21 protein-coding genes are annotated in these 24662 nt (G+C 61.1%); 11 read left to right on the forward strand and 10 right to left on the reverse strand.

The genetic code is table 11. The features are described 5' to 3' along the window. Positions 1 to 3: 3 nt before the first annotated feature. The gene (locus tag Q1A44_RS04300; RefSeq protein ID WP_299620167.1) at positions 4 to 1023 is read left to right on the forward strand and encodes an aldo/keto reductase; all 1020 of its coding nucleotides are present in this window, start codon (positions 4 to 6) and stop codon (positions 1021 to 1023) included. After that, positions 1020 to 1841 (forward strand): amidohydrolase family protein, encoded by an 822-nt coding sequence (locus tag Q1A44_RS04305; protein ID WP_299620170.1) that lies wholly within the window; start codon positions 1020 to 1022, stop codon positions 1839 to 1841. The genes Q1A44_RS04300 and Q1A44_RS04305 overlap by 4 nt, the downstream gene beginning before the upstream one ends. Here Q1A44_RS04305 and denD read toward each other — a convergent pair. Then, entirely contained in the window at positions 1814 to 2785 is a 972-nt protein-coding gene (gene denD / locus Q1A44_RS04310; RefSeq protein WP_299620173.1) for a D-erythronate dehydrogenase, read from the reverse strand. The genes Q1A44_RS04305 and denD overlap by 28 nt on opposite strands. Further along, a complete protein-coding gene (locus Q1A44_RS04315; RefSeq protein WP_299620177.1) occupies positions 2782 to 3660 on the reverse strand; it encodes an NAD(P)-dependent oxidoreductase in 879 nt (292 codons plus the stop codon). Before Q1A44_RS04315 ends, denD begins: the two co-directional genes overlap by 4 nt. 121 nt (positions 3661 to 3781) lie before the next feature. Here Q1A44_RS04315 and Q1A44_RS04320 point away from each other — a divergent pair, with 121 nt between their 5' ends. The 6 genes from Q1A44_RS04320 to Q1A44_RS04345 all read left to right on the forward strand — a co-directional run bounded on the left by Q1A44_RS04320 (position 3782) and on the right by Q1A44_RS04345 (position 10600). Beyond that, a complete protein-coding gene (locus Q1A44_RS04320) occupies positions 3782 to 4528 on the forward strand; it encodes an SDR family oxidoreductase (protein WP_299620180.1) in 747 nt (248 codons plus the stop codon). Next, positions 4525 to 6324 (forward strand): IlvD/Edd family dehydratase, encoded by a 1800-nt coding sequence (locus Q1A44_RS04325; RefSeq protein WP_299620183.1) that lies wholly within the window; start codon positions 4525 to 4527, stop codon positions 6322 to 6324. Before Q1A44_RS04320 ends, Q1A44_RS04325 begins: the two co-directional genes overlap by 4 nt. Before the next feature lie 16 nt (positions 6325 to 6340). Then, a complete protein-coding gene (locus Q1A44_RS04330) occupies positions 6341 to 7183 on the forward strand; it encodes a fumarylacetoacetate hydrolase family protein (RefSeq protein WP_299620186.1) in 843 nt (280 codons plus the stop codon). After that, complete coding sequence (locus tag Q1A44_RS04335; RefSeq protein WP_299620189.1) at positions 7176 to 8111, forward strand: 2-hydroxyacid dehydrogenase; 936 nt, start codon at positions 7176 to 7178, stop codon at positions 8109 to 8111. Before Q1A44_RS04330 ends, Q1A44_RS04335 begins: the two co-directional genes overlap by 8 nt. A gap of 4 nt (positions 8112 to 8115) precedes the next feature. Continuing rightward, complete coding sequence (locus Q1A44_RS04340; RefSeq protein ID WP_366942591.1) at positions 8116 to 9192, forward strand: mandelate racemase/muconate lactonizing enzyme family protein; 1077 nt, start codon at positions 8116 to 8118, stop codon at positions 9190 to 9192. Between the two features lie 79 nt (positions 9193 to 9271). Beyond that, complete coding sequence (locus Q1A44_RS04345) at positions 9272 to 10600, forward strand: UDP-glucose/GDP-mannose dehydrogenase family protein (protein ID WP_299620195.1); 1329 nt, start codon at positions 9272 to 9274, stop codon at positions 10598 to 10600. On the opposite strand, the gene Q1A44_RS04350 is transcribed toward Q1A44_RS04345, so the two are convergent. The 4 genes from Q1A44_RS04350 to gpmI all read right to left on the reverse strand — a co-directional run bounded on the left by Q1A44_RS04350 (position 10597) and on the right by gpmI (position 15036). Beyond that, positions 10597 to 10965 (reverse strand): GFA family protein, encoded by a 369-nt coding sequence (locus Q1A44_RS04350; protein ID WP_299621373.1) that lies wholly within the window; start codon positions 10963 to 10965, stop codon positions 10597 to 10599. The genes Q1A44_RS04345 and Q1A44_RS04350 overlap by 4 nt on opposite strands. A gap of 70 nt (positions 10966 to 11035) precedes the next feature. Next, positions 11036 to 12376, reverse strand: coding sequence for a S41 family peptidase (locus Q1A44_RS04355; RefSeq protein ID WP_299620198.1), 1341 nt, complete (start codon positions 12374 to 12376; stop codon positions 11036 to 11038). A gap of 6 nt (positions 12377 to 12382) precedes the next feature. Further along, positions 12383 to 13528, reverse strand: a complete 1146-nt coding sequence (locus Q1A44_RS04360; protein ID WP_299620201.1) for a peptidase M23 — start codon at positions 13526 to 13528, stop codon at positions 12383 to 12385. Beyond that, the gene (gene gpmI, locus Q1A44_RS04365; protein WP_299620204.1) at positions 13525 to 15036 is read right to left on the reverse strand and encodes a 2,3-bisphosphoglycerate-independent phosphoglycerate mutase; all 1512 of its coding nucleotides are present in this window, start codon (positions 15034 to 15036) and stop codon (positions 13525 to 13527) included. The genes Q1A44_RS04360 and gpmI overlap by 4 nt, the downstream gene beginning before the upstream one ends. A gap of 122 nt (positions 15037 to 15158) precedes the next feature. On the opposite strand from gpmI, the gene Q1A44_RS04370 reads away from it, so the two are divergent. Together Q1A44_RS04370 and Q1A44_RS04375 are read left to right on the forward strand one after the other, a co-directional pair. Continuing rightward, positions 15159 to 15650: a DUF3291 domain-containing protein gene (locus Q1A44_RS04370; RefSeq protein ID WP_299620207.1), complete on the forward strand. Its 492-nt coding sequence runs from the start codon at positions 15159 to 15161 to the stop codon at positions 15648 to 15650. 321 nt (positions 15651 to 15971) lie between these two features. Then, the gene (locus Q1A44_RS04375; protein ID WP_299620210.1) at positions 15972 to 17162 is read left to right on the forward strand and encodes a hypothetical protein; all 1191 of its coding nucleotides are present in this window, start codon (positions 15972 to 15974) and stop codon (positions 17160 to 17162) included. A 226-nt stretch (positions 17163 to 17388) separates the two neighbouring features. Here the strand turns inward: Q1A44_RS04375 and Q1A44_RS04380 are convergent, their stop codons facing one another. From Q1A44_RS04380 to Q1A44_RS04390, 3 genes are all read right to left on the reverse strand, one after another. Next, positions 17389 to 20361, reverse strand: coding sequence for an error-prone DNA polymerase (locus tag Q1A44_RS04380; RefSeq protein ID WP_299620213.1), 2973 nt, complete (start codon positions 20359 to 20361; stop codon positions 17389 to 17391). A 129-nt stretch (positions 20362 to 20490) separates the two neighbouring features. Continuing rightward, positions 20491 to 21606: an N-6 DNA methylase gene (locus tag Q1A44_RS04385; protein WP_299620216.1), complete on the reverse strand. Its 1116-nt coding sequence runs from the start codon at positions 21604 to 21606 to the stop codon at positions 20491 to 20493. 32 nt (positions 21607 to 21638) lie between these two features. Further along, positions 21639 to 23216, reverse strand: a complete 1578-nt coding sequence (locus Q1A44_RS04390; protein WP_299620219.1) for a DUF5928 domain-containing protein — start codon at positions 23214 to 23216, stop codon at positions 21639 to 21641. A 141-nt stretch (positions 23217 to 23357) separates the two neighbouring features. On the opposite strand from Q1A44_RS04390, the gene Q1A44_RS04395 reads away from it, so the two are divergent. Continuing rightward, entirely contained in the window at positions 23358 to 24176 is an 819-nt protein-coding gene (locus tag Q1A44_RS04395; protein ID WP_299620222.1) for a sulfotransferase family protein, read from the forward strand. Between the two features lie 180 nt (positions 24177 to 24356). Here Q1A44_RS04395 and Q1A44_RS04400 read toward each other — a convergent pair whose 3' ends face one another. Further along, positions 24357 to 24662, reverse strand: a complete 306-nt coding sequence (locus Q1A44_RS04400; protein WP_299620225.1) for a hypothetical protein — start codon at positions 24660 to 24662, stop codon at positions 24357 to 24359.

Consider the following 24662-nt stretch of genomic DNA (forward strand, 5'->3'; position numbering starts at 1 on the left):
GCCATGCACTTCACCACGCGGCCCGTCGGGCAAACATCCCTGCGGCTGCCCACGCTGGGCTTTGGCACGGCCCCCTTGGGCGGCCTTTTTGATGCAGTGAACGGGACCGAGGCTGGGCTGACGCTGGCCGAGGCACTCGCCACCGGCATGGGTTACGTGGATACCGCGCCATTTTATGGCTTTGGCCTGTCGGAGCGGCGGGTGGGCGACCAATTGCGGGGCCGCCCCCATCTGATCTCGACCAAAGTAGGCCGGTTGCTGGAGCCCGGCCCGGTGCCCGATCCTGCTGAAATGGGGTGGCCCGATGCGCTGCCCTTTCACCCGGTACACGACTATACCTATGACGGTGTGATGCGGTCGTTTGACCATTCCTTACAACGGCTTGGCCTTGACCGGGTCGATATCCTCTATGTCCACGACATCGGCGAAATGACCCTGGGCGCGGACAATGCAAAACACTTCAAGGACCTTGCTGACGGCGGCTATCGCGCATTGGATGAGCTGCGCGCAGCGGGCCGGATCAAAGCCATCGGCCTTGGTGTGAACGAGGTCCAGATTTGCCTTGATGCGCTTGAGATCGGCGAATGGGACGTTTTTTTGCTCGCCGGGCGCTACACGCTGCTGGAACAGACTGCGCTGGACGCATTGCTGCCCAAATGCGCAGCGCGGGGCATGTCGATCGTGGTGGGCGGGCCATTCAATTCCGGCATTCTTGCTGGTGGCAAAACCTGGAACTACGCCGCCGCCCCTGCCGAAGTTGTGGCCCGGGTTCAAGCCTTGCGCGCTGTTTGCCAGGATTTCGATGTGCCGCTGTCGGCGGCCGCCCTGCAATTCCCGCTGGGCCACGATGTGGTCTGTTCGGTCATCCCCGGACTGCGCAACCGGGCCGAGCTGGCGGATACACTGCGCTGGGCTGCACACCCGATTCCATCCGCTTTTTGGGAGACGCTGAAACAGCGCGCACTCATGCATCCCGACGCGCCGACACCGCGCCCCCATCCCTTTGAGGAGGCACAAGGATGAGGATCGATACGCATCAGCATTTTTGGAAACTCGATCGCGGTGATTACGGCTGGCTGACACCGGAGCTTGCCCCGCTTTACCGCGATTTTGCCCCTTCAGACCTCAAACCGCTGTTGGACGCCGCGGGCATCGACGGCACCATCGCGGTGCAGGCCGCGGATACAGAGGCCGAAACCGAATACCTGCTGTCACTGACGCAGGAACACGATTGGATCGTGGGCGTTGTCGGCTGGGTCGACCTTGAGGCACCCAGCGCCGTGGACAGTTTGTACCGGCTTGCCGCGCACCCCAAGCTGGTGGGCATTCGTCCCATGATCCAGGACCTTGCCGATGATGCCTGGATGCTGCGCGATGCGATTGCGCCTGCCCTCGCCGCTATGGCTGCGCTCGATCTTACCTTTGATGCGCTGGTGATGCCCCGGCATCTGGTCCATCTAAAAGCCTTCCTCGCGCGCTATCCTGACCTTCGCGTCGTTGTAGATCACTGCGCCAAGCCAGAGATCCGCAATCAGGCCTTTGAGCCGTGGGCCAGCGACATGACCCAGATCGCCGCGAACCCACAGGTTTTCTGCAAAGTCTCCGGCCTCGTGACCGAAGCGAATGCCGATTGGACGGCAGAGGACCTCGCGCCTTACGTGGCCCATGTCGTGCAGGCCTTTGGCCCCGCTCGCGTCCTCTTTGGCAGCGACTGGCCGGTGGTCAACCTCGCGTCCGAGTATGGGCAGTGGCGCGACACGTTTAAGGGGTTGATGCGGGATCAGCCCGAGGCCATCAAGACCGTGCGCGCCGCCTATCCGCGCATGTCCTCGTTAACATAGACGTCAATGATGTCGCGGAACGTCGTCTCGGACGTAAAGCCCAACCCAATCGCCCGCTCAGGCGCAAAGTCACGGGGCCAGCCGTCAACGATGCTGACAATGTCAGGGTCCAGTTGCGGCTTGATCCGGGCCACCACGTCATTGCCGGCCACATCGCGCAACGCTTCGATCTGTTCAGCAACCGTACAGCTGAGGCCCGGCAGGTTCAGCGCGCGCCGCCCACCCAAAACCTCTGTGTCCAACCCCGCTGCATGGGCCAGAAACCCGGCGGCAGAACGGGGCGAAGCATGCCAATGACGCACCGTATCCGCCACCGGCAGGATCGCCTCGACCCCATTCAGAGGCTCGCGAATGATGCCGGAAAAGAACGACGAGGCCGCGAGGTTCGGCTTGCCCGGACGCACACAGATCGTGGGCAGGCGCAACGACACCCCGTCAATGAAACCCTTGCGGGAAAAATCCTGAATCATCAGCTCGCAAGAGGCCTTTTGCGCGCCATAGCTGGTTTGCGGCGATTGCAGGAACTCATCCGAAATCTTGTCCGGGTACGGCCCGCCAAAGACGGCGATGGACGAGGTAAAGATCAGCTTGGGCACATAGGCGCCGCCGGTCGCCCGGTGTTGGGCGCGCAGGGCTTCAAGAAAATTCCACATGGGCCACAGATTGGTTTGCCAGCCCTTGTCGAAATCCTGCTCGGCCTCGCCCGACACGACGGAGGCCAGGAAATAGATCAGGTCAAAGCGTTCCGCAGCCAGGGCCGCCCCTTCGGCGGCAACCGACAGATTGCCCACCAGATGACGGCGGTTCGGGGCTGCGGGCGGCGGGGCAATGTCGTGCAAAGTAAGATCGAAAGCTTCACCGCTTGGCAGGCCGTTCGTTTCAAGATGGTGGGCCAGCTTTTGCCCCACCATGCCGCCACCACCCAGGATCAGAATGCGTTTCATGTGAGCATCCCGTTGCGTTTCTTCAGCTCAAGGTACAGGCCCGAATGATCCATGTCCGCCCCATCCATGTCGTCCACAAAATGCGCGAAACGGTCGCGCACGCCTTGGGTCATGGGCAGCGACAGGTTCACATGTGCGGCCTCGGCCAGCACGTTGTCCAAGTCCTTGAGCTGAAATTTGGACAGGCCACCCGGCACGAAATTGCCTTCTGTCATCCGCTCTCCATGCTGTTGCAGGATGGTGCTGTCAGCGAAACCGCCCTTGAGGGCCGCGCGCAGCGCCGCAGGGTCGGCGCCACCCTCAGCGGCCAGCAGCATCGCTTCGGCCACCGCGCCAATGGTCACGGCCACAATCGTCTGATTGCAAAGCTTGGACAGTTGCCCCGTTCCCGCAGGGCCCACGTGCACAGGGCGGCCCATCGCCTCGAACACCGGGCGGGCGCGGTCGAAATCAGACGCCTCGCCGCCCACCATGATGGCCAGACCGGCGGCTTCGGCCCCCTTGGTGCCACCCGACACGGGCGCATCCAGATGGGCAATGCCCGCCTTGGCCAGGATCGCCTTTTGGGCGCGGGCCTCTTCAGGCTTGGTCGACGACATGTCGATCCACAGCGCCCCGTCCTTCAACGCGCCCACGTTTTCCTCGACCACGGCCAAGACTGTGGGCCCGTCACTCATCATGGAAATGACGATATCGGCCCCGGCGACAGCCTCTGCCACAGTGGCTGCGACCGTCGCGCCATGAACGGCCAGCGGATCGGCCTTGGCCTGGGTTCGGTTCCAAACGGTCAGCGGCACACTCGCCGCTGCCAGATTGCGGGCCATGGGAAATCCCATCAACCCGGTGCCCAACAAAGCCACCTTTTCCATCGCCATTCTGATACTCCCGAAATTTCGCAAGCCGTCTGGTCAAGCCCAACGCCTTGTCTTACGCTAACACCAAAACGCAGCGGACGCCGTTGCGCAACACCTGATCAAAAATGGGAGGGACGACGCCATGGGCCGTTTGGACGGTAAGCGCGCGCTTGTGACGGCTGCGGGCCAGGGAATTGGGCGGGCCAGTGCACTGGCCATGGCCGCCGAGGGCGCACAAGTCTTTGCCACCGATGTGAACGAGGCGGCGTTGGCCGACCTTACCGGGGACAATATCGAAACACTGGTGCTGAATGCGATGGACGCCGACAGCATCAAAGCCGGGGTCGCCCATGCGGCACCGGATGTTTTGTTCAATTGTGCGGGCTTTGTGCATCACGGTACGGTTCTGGACGCGACCGACGACGAATGGGATTTCGCCTTCACCCTCAATGTGCGCTCCATGGCGCGGACGATGCAGGCGGCCTTGCCTGGTATGATCGAACGGGGTGGCGGGTCGATCATCAACATGTCCTCGGCCTGTTCCAGCATCATCGGCGCGCCCAACCGGTTCATCTATGGCACGACCAAGGCCGCCGTGATCGGCATGACCAAATCGGTCGCCGTGGACTATGTGACCAAAGGCATCCGCTGCAACTGCATCTGCCCCGGTACGGTGGAAAGCCCAAGCTGGTTGGACCGGGTCAAGGCACTGGGCGAAGAATTGGGCAGCTATGACGAGGCTCTGGCACAGTTCGTGGCCCGCCAACCCATGGGCCGCGTCGCCTCTGCCAGCGAAATCGCTGCTCTTGTGGTGTATCTGGCCAGCGACGAAAGCGGCTTTACCACCGGGCACCCCCATATCATCGACGGAGGCTGGTCAGGCCAATGACAAAACGTATCGGTATCGAAGACCTGCGGTCGCGCAAATGGTTCATGAACCCCGACAATCCGGAAATGACGGCGCTCTATCTTGAACGCTATCTGAATTACGGCCTGACCCGGGCCGAACTCCAATCGGGCAAGCCGATCATCGGGATTGCGCAGACGGGCAGCGACCTGTCACCTTGCAACCGCCATCACCTCGAACTGTCCAAGCGGGTGCGCGACGGCATCATCGCGGCGGGTGGCACGTGCATCGAAGTGCCCGTGCACCCCATTCAGGAGACCGGCAAGCGGCCCACCGCTATGCTCGATCGCAACCTCGCCTATCTCTCGCTGGTGGAAACTTTGTTTGGCTATCCGCTGGACGGCGTTGTTCTGAACATCGGCTGTGACAAGACCACTCCGGCCCTTTTGATGGCCGCTGCCACAGTCAACATCCCCGCCGTGGCCCTGTCGGTCGGGCCCATGCTGAACGGCTGGTTCAAGGGTGAGCGGACGGGATCAGGCACAATCGTCTGGAAGGCCCGCGAAATGCTGGCAGCGGGCGAGATTGACGACGATGGGTTCATGGAACTGGTCGCCTCCTCCGCCCCTTCGGTCGGCTATTGCAACACGATGGGCACCGCGACCACGATGAACTCGCTTGCCGAAGCGTTGGGCATGCAGATGCCGGGGGCGGCTGCCATCCCCGCGCCTTACCGCGAGCGGGGGCAGATGGCTTATGAAACCGGACGCCGCATCGTTGATATGGTGTGGGAAGACCTGCGCCCCTCCGACATCATGACGCGCGAAGCCTTTGAAAACACAATCGTTATCAACTCCGCCATTGGCGGGTCAACGAACGCGCCAATCCACCTCAACGGCATCGCCAAGCATCTCGATGTGCCTTTGAACAATGACGACTGGCAAAACGTCGGCCATGAAATCCCGCTGATCGTGAACATGCAGCCTGCAGGCGAATATCTGGGCGAGGATTACCAACATGCGGGCGGCGTGCCGGCCGTTATTGGGGAATTGATCGCCGCCGATCTGCTGCCCCATCCGGACGTGATCACCGCCAATGGCAAGACCATGCGCGAGAACTGCGCAGGGGTGCGGAGCGCGGACACCCGCGTGATCCGCCCCGTGTCGGACCCGATGAAGGAGCATGCGGGCTTCATCAACCTCAAGGGCAATCTGTTCGACAGTGCGATCATGAAAACCTCGGTGATTTCAGATGAATTCCGTAATCGCTATCTGTCAAACCCCGACGACCCCGATGCCTTTGAAGGCCGCGCCGTGGTGTTTGACGGCCCCGAGGATTTTCATCATCGCATCGACGATCCGGCAGAGAACATTGATGAAAATTGCATCCTGTTCATGCGCGGGGCGGGCCCCAAAGGGTATCCCGGCGGGGCCGAAGTGGTGAACATGCGTCCGCCCTCGTACCTGCTGAAAAAGGATATCCACGCCCTGCCATGCGTCGGTGACGGGCGACAGTCGGGCACCTCCGGCAGCCCTTCGATCCTCAACGCCTCACCCGAGGCGGCGGATGGGGGTGGTCTGGCCCTGCTCAAGAACGGCGACAAGGTGCGGATCGACCTGAAGAAATGTACCGCCGACATGCTGATCGACGCCTCTGAACTCGCGGCGCGATCCGTGGCGCTGGCCGAGGCGGGCGGCTATGACAGCCCGGAAAACCAAAGCCCGTGGCAAGAGATCTTCCGCGACCGCGTGGGACGCTTTGATGAAGGGATGACTCTGAAAGGGGCCGCCGATTACCAGGATATCTCGCGCAAGCACATGCCGCGCGACAACCACTAAACAGGGAATTAAAGTCATGAAATTAGTTCGTTACGGCGATGTGGGTGCCGAAAAGCCCGGGATGATGGACGGCGAAACGCTGCGCGACCTGTCCGGCGTGATAGACGACATCAATGGTGCGACGCTGGGCGATGACAACCTGGCCAAACTGCGCGACATTGACCCCGCGACGCTGCCCGCAGTGGACGGCAATCCGCGCATCGGGGCCTGCGTCGGCGACATTGGCAAGTTTCTCTGCATCGGTCTCAACTACTCCGACCACGCCGCTGAAACCGGGGCCGCGATCCCCGAACATCCGATCCTGTTTTTCAAGGCAAACTCGGCCATCGTCGGCCCCAATGACGACGTCTACATGCCGCGCGGATCCGAGAAAACAGATTGGGAGGTCGAACTGGGCGTGGTCATCGGGACCACCTGCAAATACGTCTCCAAGGACGAGGCGCTGGACTATGTGGCGGGCTATTGCGTCGTCAACGACGTCAGCGAACGGCATTTTCAGGCGAACCTGACGGGCCAGTGGACCAAGGGCAAATCCTGCGACACCTTCGGCCCTACGGGTCCGTATCTTGTGACCCGGGACGAGGTGGCTGACCCGCAAAACCTCGCCATGTCGCTGGACGTGAACGGCAAGCGGATGCAGACCGGCAACACCGCCACCATGATCTTTACCGTGGCCGAGATCATCGAACATCTCAGCCAACTCATGACCTTGCACCCCGGTGACGTAATTACCACGGGCACGCCTCCCGGCGTCGGTCTGGGGATGAAGCCGCCCACTTTCCTCAAGGTCGGCGACGTGATGGAACTGGAAATCGAAAGCTTGGGCAAACAGCGCCAAGAGGTGAAACAAGATGCCTGATCTTTTGCAGATCGGTGGGATCACCGACACCATGCGCGACCGTCTGGAAGCCGAGTTCACCATCCACAAGTTGGCTGACGGCACCTATCCCGCCGATGCCATCACCCACATCGCCACGAACGGCCATGATGGCGTCCCAAGCGACGTGATGGCGGGCCTGCCGAACCTCAAAATGGTCAGTTGCTACGGCGTCGGCTATGACGCCATCGACACCAAGGCGGCAGCGGATCGGGGCATTCTGGTCACCCATACGCCTGATGTTCTGAACGCCGAAGTCGCTTCGACCACTATCTTGCTGATGCTTGCAAGTTTCCGGAATTTTTTGGCGGACGAGGCACACGCCCGGTCCGGCAATTGGGAGGCGAATGGAAATGCGCCCCTGTCGCGCAGCGCCGACAATCGCAAGGTTGGCATCCTGGGTCTGGGTCGGATCGGTCAGGCCATCGCCGACAAGCTTGAGGCGTTCAACGCCGAAATCCATTATCACACGCGGACCAAAAAGGACGTGGATTACACGTACCACGCCAATCTCACTGACATGGCAGCCGCCGTCGAAGTGCTGATCTGCATCACACCCGGCGGTCCGTCGACCAACAAGATCGTCAATGCGGATGTCATGAATGCACTTGGCTCTGACGGCACCCTGATCAACGTTTCGCGCGGGTCTGTGGTGGACGAGGCGGCGATGGTTGCAGCGCTGCAAGACGGGCGTTTGGGCTATGCCGCCCTTGATGTGTTCGAGGCCGAGCCAAAAATCCCGGATGCACTGAAAACCATGTCCAACGTCGTCCTTCTGCCCCATGTGGGCAGCGCCACGGTGGAAACCCGCGCCGCCATGGGCGGGCTGGTGGTGGACAACCTGTTGGAGCATCTGAAAAACGGCAAGGTCCTGACGCCGGTGCCGGAAACCGCACACCTCAATGGGTAGGATCATGTCGGTCACGGCACGGCTTTTCGCCGTGCCACTGGACGAAGTGCTCGTGGATGCCAAACATGGCGACCACAGCCACTTTCACCTGATCACCGCCACAGTGACGCTGGACAATGGCGTGACCGGCACAGGCTATACCTATAACGGGGGTCGGGGCGGGCACGCGACGGCGGCCATGATCACACACGATCTGGCCCCGTTCCTCTTGGGTCAAGACGCGGATAACGTTGAACAACTCACCGACGCCATGGACTGGCACATGCACTATGTGGGCCGGGGCGGCGTGCTGAGCTTTGCAATCTCGGCGGTGGATATCGCCCTTTGGGATGCGCGACTGAAACAGGCGGGCCTGCCGCTGGTGCAGGCTGCGGGCGGCGTGTCTGACCGGTGCAAGGCTTATGCGGGCGGCATTGATCTGGGCTTTGACCTGCCCAAGCTGTTGGACAGCATCCAAGGCTATCTGGATCGGGGGCATAATGCGGTCAAGATCAAGATCGGCCAGCCAACCGAGGCCGAAGACCTGACGCGGATCAAGGCAGTGCGCGATCTCATTGGCCCCGACACAACCTTCATGGTGGATGCCAACTATTCCATGACGGTCGATCAGGCGATCAGCATGGCGAATGCGTTCAAGCCGCACGGCATCACGTGGTTCGAGGAACCGATTATCCCAGACGCCTTCGAGGACTATGGCAAGATCCGCGCAGCGACCGGCATTCCCGTCGCTCAGGGCGAAAACCTGCACACGATGCACGAATTTGAACGCGCCCTGCCGCATGTGGATTTCATCCAACCCGACGCGTCCAATTGCCTCGGGATCACCGGCTGGCTGCAAGTGGCCAAGATGGCCGAGAACCACAATGTCCCTGTGTGCAGTCACGGGATGCAGGAATTGCACGTCTCTCTGGTCTCGTCTCAACCCCATGGTGGTTGGCTCGAGGTGCACAGCTTTCCGATCGACCGTTACACCAAACGCCCCCTTGTCATCGAAAACCACCTGGCGGTTGCCCCAAATCAGCCCGGAACCGGGGTCGAATTCGACTGGGCACAACTTGAACCATTCGAAGTTCCTCTCTGATCCGGCCAAAGGTTGACGCAACACCCCCGGCCACCCTACGAAAGGGCAAGAGCAGGCGTAACGAATAAGGCAGACAGCCATGAAAATTGCGATGATCGGGACAGGCTATGTCGGCCTCGTCTCGGGTGTGTGTTTTTCCGACTTTGGGCACGAAGTGGTCTGTGTCGATAAGGACCCCGCCAAAATCGAGATGCTGGAACGCGGCGAGGTGCCCATTTACGAGCCCGGTCTTGATGCGCTCATGGCCAAGAACGTCGCTGCCGGGCGGTTGTCCTTCACCCTCGATCTGGCCCAGGCCATCGACGGGGCCGAAGCGATTTTCATTGCGGTGGGCACGCCCACCCGGCGCGGCGACGGACATGCGGACCTGACCTATGTGATGGCCGCCGCCGAGGAAATTGCGCAGATGGCCAAGGATTACGTGGTCATCGTCACTAAATCCACCGTCCCCGTGGGCACCAATCGTCAGGTGAAACAAGCGGTACGCAAGGCCAATCCCGACCTTGATTTTGACGTCGCCTCTAACCCCGAATTCCTGCGCGAGGGCGCTGCGATCGACGATTTCATGAAACCAGACCGCGTGGTTGTGGGTGTCCAATCGGATCGCGCCGCCGACGTCATGGCCGAGATCTATCGCCCCCTCTTCCTGCGGGATTTCCCCATCGTGACCACCGATCTGGAAAGCGCAGAGATGATCAAATACGCCGCCAACGCGTTTTTGGCGACCAAGATCACCTTTATCAACGAAATCGCCGCCCTGTGCGAACGCACAGGCGCCGACATCAAACAGGTGTCCAAGGGCATGGGGCTAGATGGGCGTATCGGCAACAAGTTCCTGCATGCCGGTCCCGGCTATGGGGGGTCGTGTTTTCCCAAGGATACCAAGGCTTTGGCCCGTATGGGCCAGGATCACGCCGTGCCCATGCAGATCACTGAAACCGTGATCAAGGTGAACGAAGAAACCAAGCGGCGGATGATCGACAAGATATTCGACCTCTGCGACGGTTCGCTTAACGGCAAGACAGTGGCGGTGCTGGGCGTGACTTTCAAACCGAACACGGACGACATGCGTGACGCGCCCGCGCTGACGATTGTGCCGGCGCTTGTGGGCGCAGGCGCCAAGGTCCGCGTGACCGATCCGCAAGGCAAACACGAGGGCGAGGCGCTGCTGCCCGGCGTTCAGTGGTCGGTTGATGCCTACAAGGCAGTACAAAACGCTGACCTGATGGTGATCCTGACCGAATGGAACGAATTCCGCGCATTGGACCTCAAGAAAGTAGCGCGACGCATGGCGACGCCTCGCATGGCCGATCTGCGCAATATCTACTCGGTCAAGGACGCCAAGCGCGCGGGCTTTGTGGCTTATGACAGCCTCGGGCGCCCCCCGTTCCACGCTGATCCCGATTAACGCCCACGCTCGAATTGCACGGCCCCGGGCACCGGGGCCAGCCAACGTTCACGGCGGATTGTCCACAACTCATAGGTTGGGGTGAAAAGGCTCGGCTGGTCCAATGCGCCCAAGTGTACCTCCACCTCTTCCCCGCTGCGGGCAAAGACCGAGCCGCCGCAGATCGCGCAAAAATGCCGACCTGCGTGGCTTTGGGTGGCACCGGTCACCGCGACCTCCGCAGTGCGAAACACAGCCGCCGCGAAAAACGGCGCGCCGTGATGCTTGCGACAGTCCAGACAGTGGCACAGGCCCACACGGTCCGGCACGCCCGAAGCCACCAGTCGCACCGCACCGCAACCGCATCCACCGCTCACCATCTGCACGCCACCCTGCACGAAAAAACCCCGCACCAACCAGGATGCGGGGTTTCGTTCTTGGTCAAAAGGAAAACCCTCAGTCCTGCGGACCCAGCGCGTTCAGACCCTTGAGGATGTCGATGGCATAGGCCAGTTGATAATCCTCTTCGCGCAGGGCGGCGGCCGCTTCGGCCTTGGCCCGGTCTTCCTCGATCTGGCGAATCTCGTCCTCGCTCAGCGAGTCGTTGTTGAGCGACCCGCGCAGATCCGCCTCTGACCGCTGGCGCACGGCGCTTGCGGGCTCATCCTCTTCCTCGGTGGCGGCAGCGCGGCGTGGCTGTTCCACCACGATGTCGGGGCTCACACCCAGCGACTGGATCGACCGGCCCGACGGCGTGTAATAGCGGGCTGTTGTCAGGCGCATCCCGCTGGAACCGCGCAATGGCATGACAGTCTGCACCGACCCTTTGCCAAAGCTCTTGGTGCCCACGACGATGGCCCGGCGGTGATCCTGCAAGGCACCCGCCACAATTTCAGAGGCAGAGGCAGAGCCGCCATTGATCAGCACCACGATCGGCTTGCCTTGGGCCAGATCGCCGGGGGTGGCGTTGAACCGGTCGCCATCTGCGGGGTTACGGCCCCGGGTCGACACGATTTCGCCTTCTTCAAGGAAGGCATCCGAAACCCGGATCGCCTGGGTCAGCAAACCGCCGGGGTTGTTGCGCAGATCAAGGATAAAGCCGTCGACATTGTCGATGCCCCCCAGCGCCTCAACCTCTTCGTCCAGCTTGGACACCAGGTTTGGCGTGGTCTTGTCGTTGAACGTGGTCACCCGCAGGACAACGGCGTTGCCTTGTGTCCGGCTGCGGACGGCCTGCAATTCGATGATGTCGCGGATGATGGACACGTCAAAGGGTTCGGGCTCGCCCTCGCGCACAACGGTGATGATGATCTCCGACCCAACGCTGCCGCGCATCCGCTCAACCGCCTTGTCGAGGGTTAGGCCCAGCATCGATTCGCCGTCCACATGGGTGATGAAATCGCCCGCCTCGATGCCCGCCTCGGCCGCCGGGGTGCCGTCGATGGGCGACACGACTTTGACAAAACCTTCTTCCTGGGTGACTTCGATGCCCAGACCGCCAAATTCGCCACGCGTCTGCACCTGCATCGCGGCAGCGTCATCGGGTGACAGATAGCTGGAATGCGGATCAAGCGAGGTCAGCATGCCGTCAATGGCCGCCTCGATCAGTTCGTTTGCCTCGACCTCTTCGACATATTGGTTGCGAATACGCTCAAAGATGTCGCCAAACAGGTCCAACTGCTCGTAGACGCTGGCGTTTGATGCGCTTTCCTGGGCCAACAGCGGTCCCGCCACTTGCGTTGTGGCGATGGCCCCGGCCAGGGTGCCGCCCAACGCGGCCATGACGAATTTCTTCATTCTTTTCTATCCATCCTTGTCGGTGCTGAACCACGCAAGCGGGTCCTGAGGCACGTTATCCTGTCTTACCTCTATATAGAGCGTTTCCGAAGCCGCAGCGCCACCCCCTTCACCGACAGTTGACAGGGCATTTTGTCCGCCCTGTGACGGCAAAGCCCCCATCAGGCCCAAAGGTGTCTGTGCCGCGATGATCTCTCCGGTGACTGCATAGGTAATGCCAAGGCCCGCCAAGACGAACAAAGTGCCTGGGCGCGGCTCAAGGATTGTCACATTCCCAAAGTCCAGCAGGGGACCGACATAGCGGACCGTGGCCGCCGTCGGCGCGGTCACCAGCGCGCCGGGCCGGGTGGCCAGCAGGATGCCGGGGCGCGCAATGCCTGCGGCATCCGGCTCGTTCGCGCGGCGCAATACCACGCCGCGCGCGGGCAGGGGCAGTGACCCGATCTGATCGGCGATTAGGGGCGGGGTCCAGGCCGCATCGTTCGAGGTGATGTTAGACAGCCCACTGGAAAACGCATCCAGCGTCTCGGATGATCCCAGCAGGATCGCGGTGCGCACCGGATCTTCGGTAAAGCGCATGGGCAGGTCGGTGCGTTCGGCCATCGCGTCATTGAGGGCAAAGCGCGCGGTCTGCACTTCCTTCAGGCCCGTTTGCAACTGGGCCACCGCATCCTCTTGCAGGATGCGCAGGGTTTCTACATCGCTCAGGTTCTTGCGCAAGGTCAGCGCCCGTTGGTTCAGGGCAGGGGTCAGTTCGGCCAGCAACATGCCTGCGCGTGCGGTGCCATTCGGGCCACCCGGATGCAGGAACGCGGTCGGCCCCTGACCGGGTGTCAGGGTCTGCAACACGGCCAACAGTTGGGCAATCTCCGCATCGCGGGCTTGCAGTTGCGCGCGCAATTGCGCCTCGCGAATGGCGGCGCGGCGCAGGCCCACGCGCATGGCGGCCAACCCGTCCTCATAGGCTTGTACCGTCTGGGTCAGGGCACGAACCCGGTCGCGCGCGGTCTCGGCTGCACTCAGTTGCAAAGAGGCCGCGTTCAGTGCCGCCCCCGCCTCTCGGGCCAAGGCCCCCGCATCCTGTTGCGCCGACGCCAGCGAGGCCGCAAGGCTCAGAGCCAAATTCAGGCAAAAGGCCGCGAACCATCTCATCCCAGCAGGCTCTGCCCCGTCATCTCGTCTGGCTTGTCCAACTGCATCAGCTCCAGCAGGGTCGGGGCCAGATCACCCAGCTTGCCATGGTTCAACGTGCCGTCGGCGCCCACGAGTGCCACAGGCACCAGATTGGTGGTGTGGGCTGTGTGCGGCGCGCCGGTGTCGGGGTCTATCATGGTCTCGCAATTGCCGTGATCCGCCGTCACGATCATCACGCCCCCCGCCGCCTCAAGGGCGGGCAAGACGCGGGCAAGGCCCTGATCGACGGCCTCGCAGGCGGCAATCGCGGCCTCCAGATCACCGGTATGGCCGACCATGTCAGGGTTGGCATAGTTCACGACAATCAGGTCATAGCCTTCCTCGATGGCCGCCACGAACTTGTCCGTCACCTCGACGGACGACATTTCGGGCTGCATGTCATAGGTGGCGACGGCGGGCGATTTGGGCATCGCGCGCTCTTCGCCCGGTTCGGGCTTTTCCTCGCCACCATTCAGGAAGAAGGTGACATGGGGGTATTTCTCGGTCTCGGCCAGGCGGAATTGACGCAGGCCCGCCTTGGCGACCCACGCACCCAAGGTATTCACGATTTCGGGCTTGGGGTAGGCGGTGGTCATATAGGCGCCATGGGCCTCGGAATAATCGGCCATGCCCAACAGACCCGCCCAGTCGGGGCGGCCCGCAGGTTCAAATGCGTTAAAATTCGGATCACCCATCGCCGCCATGATCTCGCGGGCACGGTCGGCGCGGAAGTTCAGACAGAAAAGGCCATCGCCATCCTTGGCCCCTTTGTAGCCGTCCATGACGGTGGCGGGGATGAACTCGTCGGTCTTGTCGGCATCATAGGCCATGGCAACAGCCGTTTCCGGCGTTTCCGCGATGGTGCCTTCGGCCCGGACCATAGCGGCAAAGGCGGTTTCGACACGGTCCCAGCGGTTGTCGCGGTCAAGGGCAAAATAGCGGCCCGTCAGGGTCACGATGCGCGCGCCCGACGGCAGGGCGGCCTGCAGCGTCTCAAGGTAGGTCAAAGCGGATTTCGGGGCCACGTCGCGGCCATCACTGATGGCATGGATCAGCACCTGAAGGCCCGCATCGGTGCAGGCCTTGGCCGCTGCAATCATGTGGGTGAGGTGGCCATGGACCCCGCCATCCGACATCACGCCCATCAGGTGCGCGCGCCCGCCCGCGTCCTTGATGGCGGCGATCCAGGCGGTCAGCTGCGGATTGCGGAAAAAGCTGCCCTCTTCGATGGCCAGATCAATCTGGCCCAGATCCATGGCGACGGTGCGGCCCGCGCCGATATTGGTGTGGCCGACCTCCGAATTGCCCATCTGCCCGCGGGGCAGGCCCACATCGGGGCCATGGGTGATCAGGGTGGCATTGGGGCAGGTGGCCATGATGTGATCAAAGGTGGGGGTGTTGGCCAGGGCAGGCGCATTGCCGGTGGTGTCCGCGCGCAGGCCCCAGCCATCAAGGATACACAGAACAACAGGTTTCGGAGCAGGCATAAGCGCAATCACCTTTGATTTCAGCGGTTGGGCGACTTCTACCGCGCTCGCGCCCCCTTGGGAAGAACGGTTGCCCCACCTTGCGGCCCCTCTATGGTGATCGCAACGGCAAGGAGGGCGAGATGAGCGAACATATGCTGGTGCACCTGAATGTGGTGCGCCCGATCGGGGCCTTCAGCGCAGCCCAGGACAACGCCGTCTATTTCTTTTCGCAACTGCCCTTGGTCTTTGCGCGGGCCAAGCAAGATGGAGACATGTTCTGGCACAACCACGGCGCGCGGCTGCCCGATGGCGGCTATCTTGAATTGCCTGGGGTGATGGCGCACAGCACAACAGCGACCGAAGAGAACTTTCACATCATGACCATGGCGGGCTGGCGCGATCTGGCCGCAATGCAACGCTTTACCTACCGCGAACCGCTGCACGCCGAAGGGATCCGTCGGCTCAAAGGCTGGGTGGACAGATCCGAAGGGCCGACACTTGCACTCTGGTGGGCGCCAAGGGGGACACGGGTCTCGTTGGACGAGGCGTGGGACAAGCTGGCGCGGTTGCGCCGCGACGGGCCATCAGACACAGTCTTCACCCCACGCACAGCGCGCGCGGCCCCGGGCTAGGCCGTAAAGCATGCAGGCCTCAGGTTCGACACTGTGACCGTAAGCCGGTCGTGCGGAGCCGACGAATGTCGGGTTTGAGCCTAAATTGCAAATTGCTGCGCGCTTTACCAATGGTCCATAAGAGAAACAAAGCAGGCATTGAGTCATACATGCACTGCCTATCCATGCCTTCCTGCCCTACCGACTTCTTTGATGCAGCGATATGGTCCTTGAAACGGAAGCCTTACAGCCATTGCCGGTGACCTGGTCGATTTAAAGGAATGGTGCATTCATAGTCTCATGGTAGAATTGGCAACCCGATGACGAATGAGGCAAGTGTTCATGCATACAGCAACAATAGTCGCGGTTGTGGCGGCTGTCGCAGCGGTTTTATCAAACGTCGACGATATCATTGCATTCCACACTAAATACATTGCTCCAGCGTTTTATGGGCAGACAAATGTGACAGTAAGCTTCGAGGAATGGCCTACGCAACAGCCGGTGCTGTTGCGTTTCAAAGACGTAGATGAAACGGACAACGACCCAGTACGCCGAACACTTTTACCAGGTAAGGATTACGTGTTCGAGTTGCGCCGGAACCGAGAGTTTGATGTGTCTTGGACCGGCGCGGGCTACGCCGCTGGCAAACAGTCTTTGCCTACGACAAGCGACAGCATCGTGGTTCGGTTAGTGCCGGTCGCCACCGAAAATGACGGACCGGCAGGTCTCCAACTGGAATACATCGATACCGGTGCCGTTCTACCTACTGGTGAAGCCGAGCGCGCTACCGAAGTGTTTGAACCTAGACGCACGATGCTCCAAATTGCGTCAGCTACGCCTGAATTTGACCGCGCGCAGGCGATTATTGGCTTGTTCGAAATGGGAACACCTGAATGCGCTCGCAGCTACGTGGTCAATTCCTTTGGTGTCAACGTGGGTTGTGAAGGGATCCCTTTGAACTCAATTGTCCATCAGATGGAGGAAGCGCACAAACTCGAGTTTTTGGAAACACTTGCGCTGTCAGGTCTGAGAGAGGTCGCTGAAAACATGGTTCCGCGCAACCGTTTGTCAGCTGATCAGCTGCGCATACTTTCAGAGGCTATGGACCCGCTTAGCCGCAATTTGATGTTCTGGGCGAGTTACGATCAAGTATCGAAGTCGTTCTACGATTGGGCTGTCGGTTTAGCCCTCAACGCTGGCTTGCGGACCGAGCGCGAAATTCTTCTAGTCTATAGAGCCGTTGTCCGCACCGGCGCTGTTCAGGTGCGGCGCCGGTTGAGCACATTGGATACAGGAAAGAAGTATCAAGAAGCCGATCTGTCTACTCGACTTGGCCTGTTGCGCACGGCCATGGATACAACAATGTCGCCGGGAATGCGCGGGGTTCCGGTCATAAAAGCCAGCAACGATCTGCTCCAATTTGGCGAGGTTGAATTCAACAACGTGCAATGGCGGCTGTCTGATTTTGGCGTGCCAGATGGCACCTTGGATCAGTCTATTCAAGTGGAAGCTCGGGTGTTTGGAGGAAATTAAGTTTAACTCAAAACGCAAAGCAGTCTCACGAATTTTTAGCACTTATTCTAACCTGACCCCATTTTTTACAGTGTATGTTTACATCCTCTTGCGGCCATTCGTTCTGGGAGCGGCAACGACAGCTTTGCCCCGCATTGCCGACCTTCGATATGTGCCGTACAACCTTTTCAGATTTGACTTTTTTTGCCGCGGCGATCACTTGCCCCGCAGCCTCCCCGCCTTCCGCTCAATCCGGGTTGCCACGGGTGTAACTGATCTTTGAAAGATCAGGGGCCCGTACATCCGCCGCATTCAAGGGCGCCGGCCGACCCGGCTCTGGTGTCAGGATATGGCGCAGCAAGGCGACCGGGTGCGCCTTGAGGGTCAGGCGGGTCGAGACGTAATCCTCCACCACTTCCTCACCCAATGTCATCTGGGGTAACAGCGCCGCAGGCTCGTCCACCACCTCGCCGTCAATGTCGTTGGCAAAGAGGGGCAGGGCCGGACCGGGCACCAGGGCCTTGGCCTCCCACAACGCATCGCGGCGGCTGAGGTCGATGCCTGCAAAGGCATCCGCCTCCGCCAGCGATATGATCACATTCGGCCCCAGCCCGGCCCGCCGCCACACGTCCCGCACCGACCGGTACCCGTTGCCCCGCGCCGCCGTGATCCAGGTGGCGTCTTCCTCGCTCAGCCCCTTGATCTGGCGAAAGCCCAGGCGCAGGGCGAGGCCACCTTGGCCATCGGGCTCCATCACATTGTCCCAAAAGCTGGCATTGATGCAGATCGGGCGCACCTTGACCCCGTGTTCACGCGCGTCCCGCACGATCTGGGCGGGGGCATAAAACCCCATCGGCTGAGCGTTGAGCAGCGCACAGGCAAAGATGCCCGGATGGTGGCATTTGATCCAGCTTGAGGCATAGACCAAGAGCGCAAAGCTCGCCGCGTGGCTTTCGGGAAAGCCATACGAGCCGAACCCCTCGATCTGGGAAAAACACCGCTCGGCAAAGTCGTCATCATAGCCGTTCTTGCGCATGCCCCGCAGGAAAAGCGTACGAAACTCGCTGACATTGCCATGCTTCTTGAAGGTGGCCAGCGACCGCCGCAGCCGGTCCGCCTGATCGGGGGTAAAGCCCGCGCCCACAATGGCGATCTGCATCGCCTGTTCCTGAAACAAAGGCACGCCCAGCGTCTTGCCCAGCACCCGCCCCAGCGCGTCAGAGGGAAAGCTGACCTCCTCCTCTCCGTTCCGCCGCCGGATATAGGGGTGGACCATGTCGCCCTGAATAGGCCCGGGCCGGATGATGGCCACCTCGATCACCAGATCATAGAAACAGCGCGGGCGCATGCGCGGCAAAAAGTTCATCTGCGCGCGGCTTTCCACCTGAAACACCCCGACGCTGTCGGCTTTGCAAAGCATGTCATAGACGTGGGGGTCTTCGGGGGGCAGGGTGGCCAGAGTAAAGGTTTGCTGGTGGTGCATCTTGAGCAGGTCGAACGCCTTGCGGATACAGGTCAGCATCCCAAGGCTCAGCACGTCGATCTTGAGGATGCCCAGCGTGTCGATATCGTCCTTGTCCCAGCAGATGACGGTGCGATCCTCCATCGTGGCATTCTCGATGGGCACCAGCTCGTCCAGCCGCCCTTCGGTGATGATGAACCCGCCGACATGCTGCGACAGATGGCGGGGAAAGCCGTTGATTTCATAGACCAGTTCGATGGTCTGTTGCAGGCGGCGGTCGCGGAAATCGAGGCCGATTTCGGCCATGCGCTCGGCCTCCAGCCCCTTGGTGGAGAAAAAGCCCCAAAGCTGGGAGCTGAGGGCCGAGATCGTATCCTCGCTCAGGCCCATGGCGCGGCCCACCTCGCGGATGGCACGTTTGCCCCGGTAATGGACGACGGTGGCGCATAGGCCCGCGCGGGCGCGGCCATAGCGTTCATAGATGTGCTGGATCACTTCCTCGCGGCGCTCATGCTCGAAATCCACGTCGATATCGGGGGGCTCGTCGCGGGCCTCGCTGACGAAACGCTCAAACACCATGGTCCCGATCTCGGGGCTGACCGAGGTGATGCCGAGGCAATAGCAAACCACCGAATTGGCAGCCGACCCGCGCCCTTGGCACAGGATATCGCGGCTGCGGGCAAAGGCGACGATGTCGCGGACGGTCAGGAAATAGGGCTCGTATTTCAGCTTGGCAATCAGAGTGAGTTCGTGGCGCAATAGACCATGCACATGGTCCGAGGCCCCGCCGGGATAGCGCCAGTTCAACCCTTCATAGGCCAGCCGTTCCAGCCGTTGGCTGGGCGTTTCAGCATCCGTCACCTCGGAGGGGTATTCATAGCGCAGCTCGTCCAGCGAGAAGGTCAGGCTTTGGGCGAGGGCTGCGGTGCGGGTCACGGCGGCCTCGTGCCCGGCAAAGAGGGCCATCATGTCAGCCGCCCCGCGCAAGCGCCCCTCGCCATTGGCCAGCGCCGCGCGGCCCAAATCATCAACCCGCGTGCCCGTCCGGATGGCAGTGACCACATCGGCCAGCTTGCGCCGCGCGCCGTGATGCATGCACGGCGCGGCAGAGGCGAGGGTGGGCAGGCCCAGATCGCGGGCCTGATCGGCAATCCGGTCAAAGCGCGCCGTATCCCGCCCGTCATATTTGGGCACCATCAACACATGGATGTTCCCGGCAAAGCGGCGCGTCAGCCGTCGCGCCGTTTGCACCCAATTGCCCGCGCCGGGCTGCGACTGTGGCGCTTGTGGCCAGAGCAGGAGGGAGAGGCCGGTGCTGAATTCCTCAAGGTCGGCCAGCGTGATGTCGCAACTGCCCTTGTTCGCCTTGAGCCGCCCGCGCGAGATGATCCGGCAGAGGCTGCGCCAGCCCTCGCGGTCCCGCGGCAGGACGGTGATGGGAGGCGCATCGGCAAAGATCAGGCGCGCGGCGGGGATCAGCCGCGGCGTTGTCATGATCGTGCTTTGGGGGGCGGGGATATGCGCGGGACGCGGTGGCCCGATCAGGCCATATGCCGCGTCAAAACCCTGCCGTTCCTTGACCATCCGCGCGATCTTGCGCGCCTCTGTATGTGCCCGCACGATGCCTGCGACCGAGTTGTCATCGGCAATCGCAATCGCCTCCATCCCCAGAAGGGCGGCACGGCCCACATACTCCTCGGGGTGGGACGCCCCGGTGAGAAAGGTAAAATTCGACGTGATCGACAGTTCGCAAAACATCTGTGGCAGCAGATTCGCAGGTTAGGAAGTCTTCACTATATTCACGTTTTGTTCCTTTTTGAATGGATATGTTGGAGGGGGCTCTGCCCCCGCTGCGCTCCCCCGGCAGTATTTATGGAACAATGAAGATCAGGGCAGGGGTTCTGTGCGATAGAGCCGCACGCGCAGGCCCCCATGGGCGATGCTGGGCCCGTCGGGGGCAAAGGGAAGGCCCGTAGTCTTGGCCAGCGCCGCCTCGCTGGTGATGATCCCGACGCGCCAGCCCGAGAACCGTTCCAGCAGCACCTGGCCCAGCCGCCCGTAAACGGGGTAGAGCGATTTTTTGTCGCCGATCCGGGCGCCGTAGGGTGGGTTGACCATGACGATGCCCGGCGGGCCGTCAGGGGGCGTCATGTCACTGGCCTGGGCTTGGGTGAACCGGGTAAGATCCGCGATGCCCGCCCGCTCCGCATTGGCGCGGGCCATGTCGACCCCGCCTGCGTCCCGGTCACTGCCGTAGAACCGGGTGTTGGGGGTAGTTGTGCGCGTGGTACGGCGCAGCGCGGCGGCGGCTGTGGCCTCATATGTGGTGAGCAGTTCATAGGCAAAGCCGCGCGCGCGCCCCGCTTGCATGCCTGCCGCAATTTCCGCCGCCTCGATCACGAACGTGCCCGACCCGCACATCGGGTCATAGACGGTCTGGCTGCCGTCAAAACCACATTGGCGCAGGAACAGCGCCGCCAGCGTTTCGCGCATCGGGGCCTTGCCTACGGCCTCTTTGTGGCCACGTTTGTGCAAAAGCTCGCCCGAGGTATCGACGCTGATCGTGACCCGATTGTCATCAATGCGCACCTTGAGGATCACGGGCGCATCTGCGGCGACGGTGAACCCGTCGCTGTCGAGCGCCTTGGCGATCCGTTCGGTGGCGGCCCCCGCATGGTAAATCTTGGACTTGCGCGAGGTGGCCACATCGACCCGCACCGGGACATCGGCGCGCAACACGTCACCCCAGGGGAATTTGCGGGCCCGTTTGTCGAGCTGCGCCAGATGGAACGCCATGAAAGACCCCAGACGCACCAGCACCCGGCTTGCGCCGCGCAGCTCCAGATTGGCGCGCCACACCTCGGGCCACCCGCCCCGCAAGGTCACGCCGCCAGGCATCGTGCTGCCCACGTCAAAGCCCATCTCGCGGGCCTCAAGGGCCAGCGTGTCTTCCATCCCCGGCAGGGTAATGGCAAAAATTTCCAAATCTGGGCTGTTGTTCATCCCGCGTGCTTATCCGGGCCGGGCCGCGATGATCAATCGGCAAAGAGGTAATCGGCCTCGGCAATCTGGCGGGCCTTGTCGTCGGTGATGGACAGGAAACGGGCCAGGGCGCGCGCATTGTCATCCAGATCGGCCGCCTCGCGCATGCGGTCGAGATGTTCGAAATCAGCATCCCGGATGCGATCGGATTCAAAGGTCATGTCGTTGCGGATCGTGGGCAAGAGCCGCTCAAGCGTCTCGATCGAGGTCTGCTCGCCCGCCAGGCCCACGCGCATCGCATGGCCGATCAGGTAGTCGTCGGAAAACTCGCACTGAATCTCCAGCATCCGTGTGATCGACCGGTCGCCCGCGAAATCCTGCAAGAGGTCAATGGCACCCGGATCCATGCACACGATCAGCTGATCGGTCTCGTAATAGTCAAACAGCATCCGCATCAGGGCACGGCGGTGCCTTGTCCGCTTGCCGATGGTATTCTGGATGCCGCCCAGGTCGGGCAGGGGCGTGTGCTCTTCGTTAAAGAGGTATTCCATCGAGGGCACATTGGTGACCTGGCGGATGCGTTCCAGCAGGCGCTTGGCCACGTGCCACTTTTTGCAGATGATAATCATCAGCTCGCGATTGCGGCCCAGCGTGCTTTCGGTCTCCCAAAACCTTGTGGCAAAGCGGCGGCCAATCCGGCCCCGCCCGGTGAGGAACTGAAACAGGCTCCGCCCCTCGTTCGAGATCTGGAATTGCACGTTTTCCGCCGCATAGAGCAGGCCAAGACGGCGTTTGAGGTCCTTGGCCTCGGCGCTGATCTTGCGGGCAAAAAGGTAGTCCTGACTGACCAGCAGGTCATAGTGGTCGTCATAAAACGTCACCGGCATCCCGTAATCGGTGAACATCAGAAAGGTCAGAGTGCGGCCCCTGATCTGCTCTTCGGGCACCACATGACGGACGATGGTCTGAAAAAACGTCTCGTCCGGGATCCAGGTGGTGCGGAAAAAGCGCATCACGTCGCGGCGCTTGCGGGTGAAATCGAGCACTGCCTCGATGGTCTGGCGGCGCAGGCACCACCACTGGCTGCCGATCTGGACCTGAATGTCGGACGGAATGTCACGGGTCAGGCCAAAGCGGCGCTGAAAGTTGAAACTGGCGTAGAAGCGGCGCTTCTGGGTCCGCTCGTTGAAGAAATGGCGGTAGATCAGCCGCTCTTCCTTCATTCCCGTCTTGATCCAGTCGCTGTCGAAATAGTCAAAGCTCTCGATAAAGTCGGCGTCGTTGTTGTCCAGGAACTCATGGGTGTATTCGGCCGACTTGATGGCCATGCAATCGCCCGAGAGCATGTAAAAATGGGTGGCCCTCGGAAACGCCTCGACTGCGGATTCCACAGCATAAAGCGTGGCTTGCACCAGGCTCCACTCGCCCCAACCGCACTTGATGCGGCGATGGGCAAAGGTCACGTTTGGGTTGTCCTTCAACGCCGCACGGATCGCCGCAAAATGGACAGGGTTGGCGCGGGCATCAAAATGGATGGCCATATAGTCGCCAGCCGCCGTCAACCGCTCCGCCTGCTTGATGATGGCGTCGGGGTCTTTGTGACAGAGCAGGATGTAGGCGATTTTTGCCATTCTGGAAACGTACCAACCTCTTTACGTGGGATTGTTTACGTAGATAAGACTAAGGAGAGATTGAATAAACAGAATTTATTTGCTTTTTTGGCGTTCAATGAGCGGGCGCGACAAAGCGGCGACAGATCAGGGGCGAGTATTATGGGGTTTCCAGGCACGTGGATGACGGAAAGCGAGAGCGTGGTGTACCGTGTGGTGCCCAAATGCGCCTGCTCGACCATCGGCCAGATCATGTTCTACTCCGACCATGGCGAGTTTTTCGACGGCGACATCCATGACGCCCAGGGCGGCATGCACAAATGGGCGCTGGAAGAAAGCCAGCCCAAGATCACCGACAACGTGAAAACCCATTCCAGCTACGCGTTCACCTGCGTGCGCAACCCCTACACGCGGATCCTCAGCTCGTTCTTCGACAAGATCTGCGGTATCCAGCGCAACGGCAAACGCTATCGCGGCAACCTCGTGCCGCTGCTGATCCAGAAATACGGGATCGAGGTGGGGGGCCACGACGGCAAGCAGGAGTTCGATCAGATCAAATCGTTCCGCCGCTTCCTGCTCTTTGCCCGCGACACCATCCGCTGGCGCCGCCCGATGGAGCCTGACATCCACTGGTCCGCCATGTCGGGCCACGTCTCGACCTTCATCGTGAATGGCGGCCGCTACGACAAGATTATCTGGACAGAGAAATTCAACGAAGGCATGGCCGATGTCATGGGGGCGATCAAGACGCCCAACGCGGTGAACCTCGAAGACATCCCAAGGTTCAACGAGAGCGAAGGCCATGGCCCCAAACGCGCCCACCCGGTCGAAGACTACTTCGACGACCTGTCGATGCATCTGGTCTACGAAATCTACAAACGGGACTTCAATCTGTTCAAATACGACTTCGAGAACCCGGGGAACAAGATGCCCATAGGCGAGATCGACCTGGACGAGGTGCATAAAAAGCTCGGCGATTGAGGGGCATTGGTTCCATCAATGGCAGGTGTCAGCCCAAAGCGGACCCATGCCCTCTGACGGGATTGTGCGATAGCTGACCTTCGACGCGCGAGTCGCCAACTGGTAAGGTGCGGGACGAAGCTGCTTTTCGCTGCGCTTGCGCTAAGGTCTGCTTTGTGAGCTCTTAAGTTCAGAAACGGCCTAAGAAAGCGAAGCTGCCCAGCTCAAAAAATCCTCGAACAGAAAACGGACGCCCTTGTCTGGAATAGCCCAATCAGCCCTGGATTCATTGAACCAAAGTGTGCCCAGGTCCGTTTTGTCGTCAGCTAAGAGACTTTTGCCGTACTTGGCCAGTTCCCGGACTGCCCGATCACCGTATCCTTGGCGAAAATCTTCATAAATTTCATAGCGCGCGCCCGGCGTGTCTGAATCCCATCCGGGATAGACAAGATCTAGGTCCTGGTGAAGCTGTAGAGTAAAGTCATAAAACGACTGGGGTGGCTTCAT

It is taken from the genome of uncultured Tateyamaria sp. (assembly GCF_947503705.1).
Taxonomy (GTDB): Bacteria; Pseudomonadota; Alphaproteobacteria; order Rhodobacterales; family Rhodobacteraceae; genus Tateyamaria.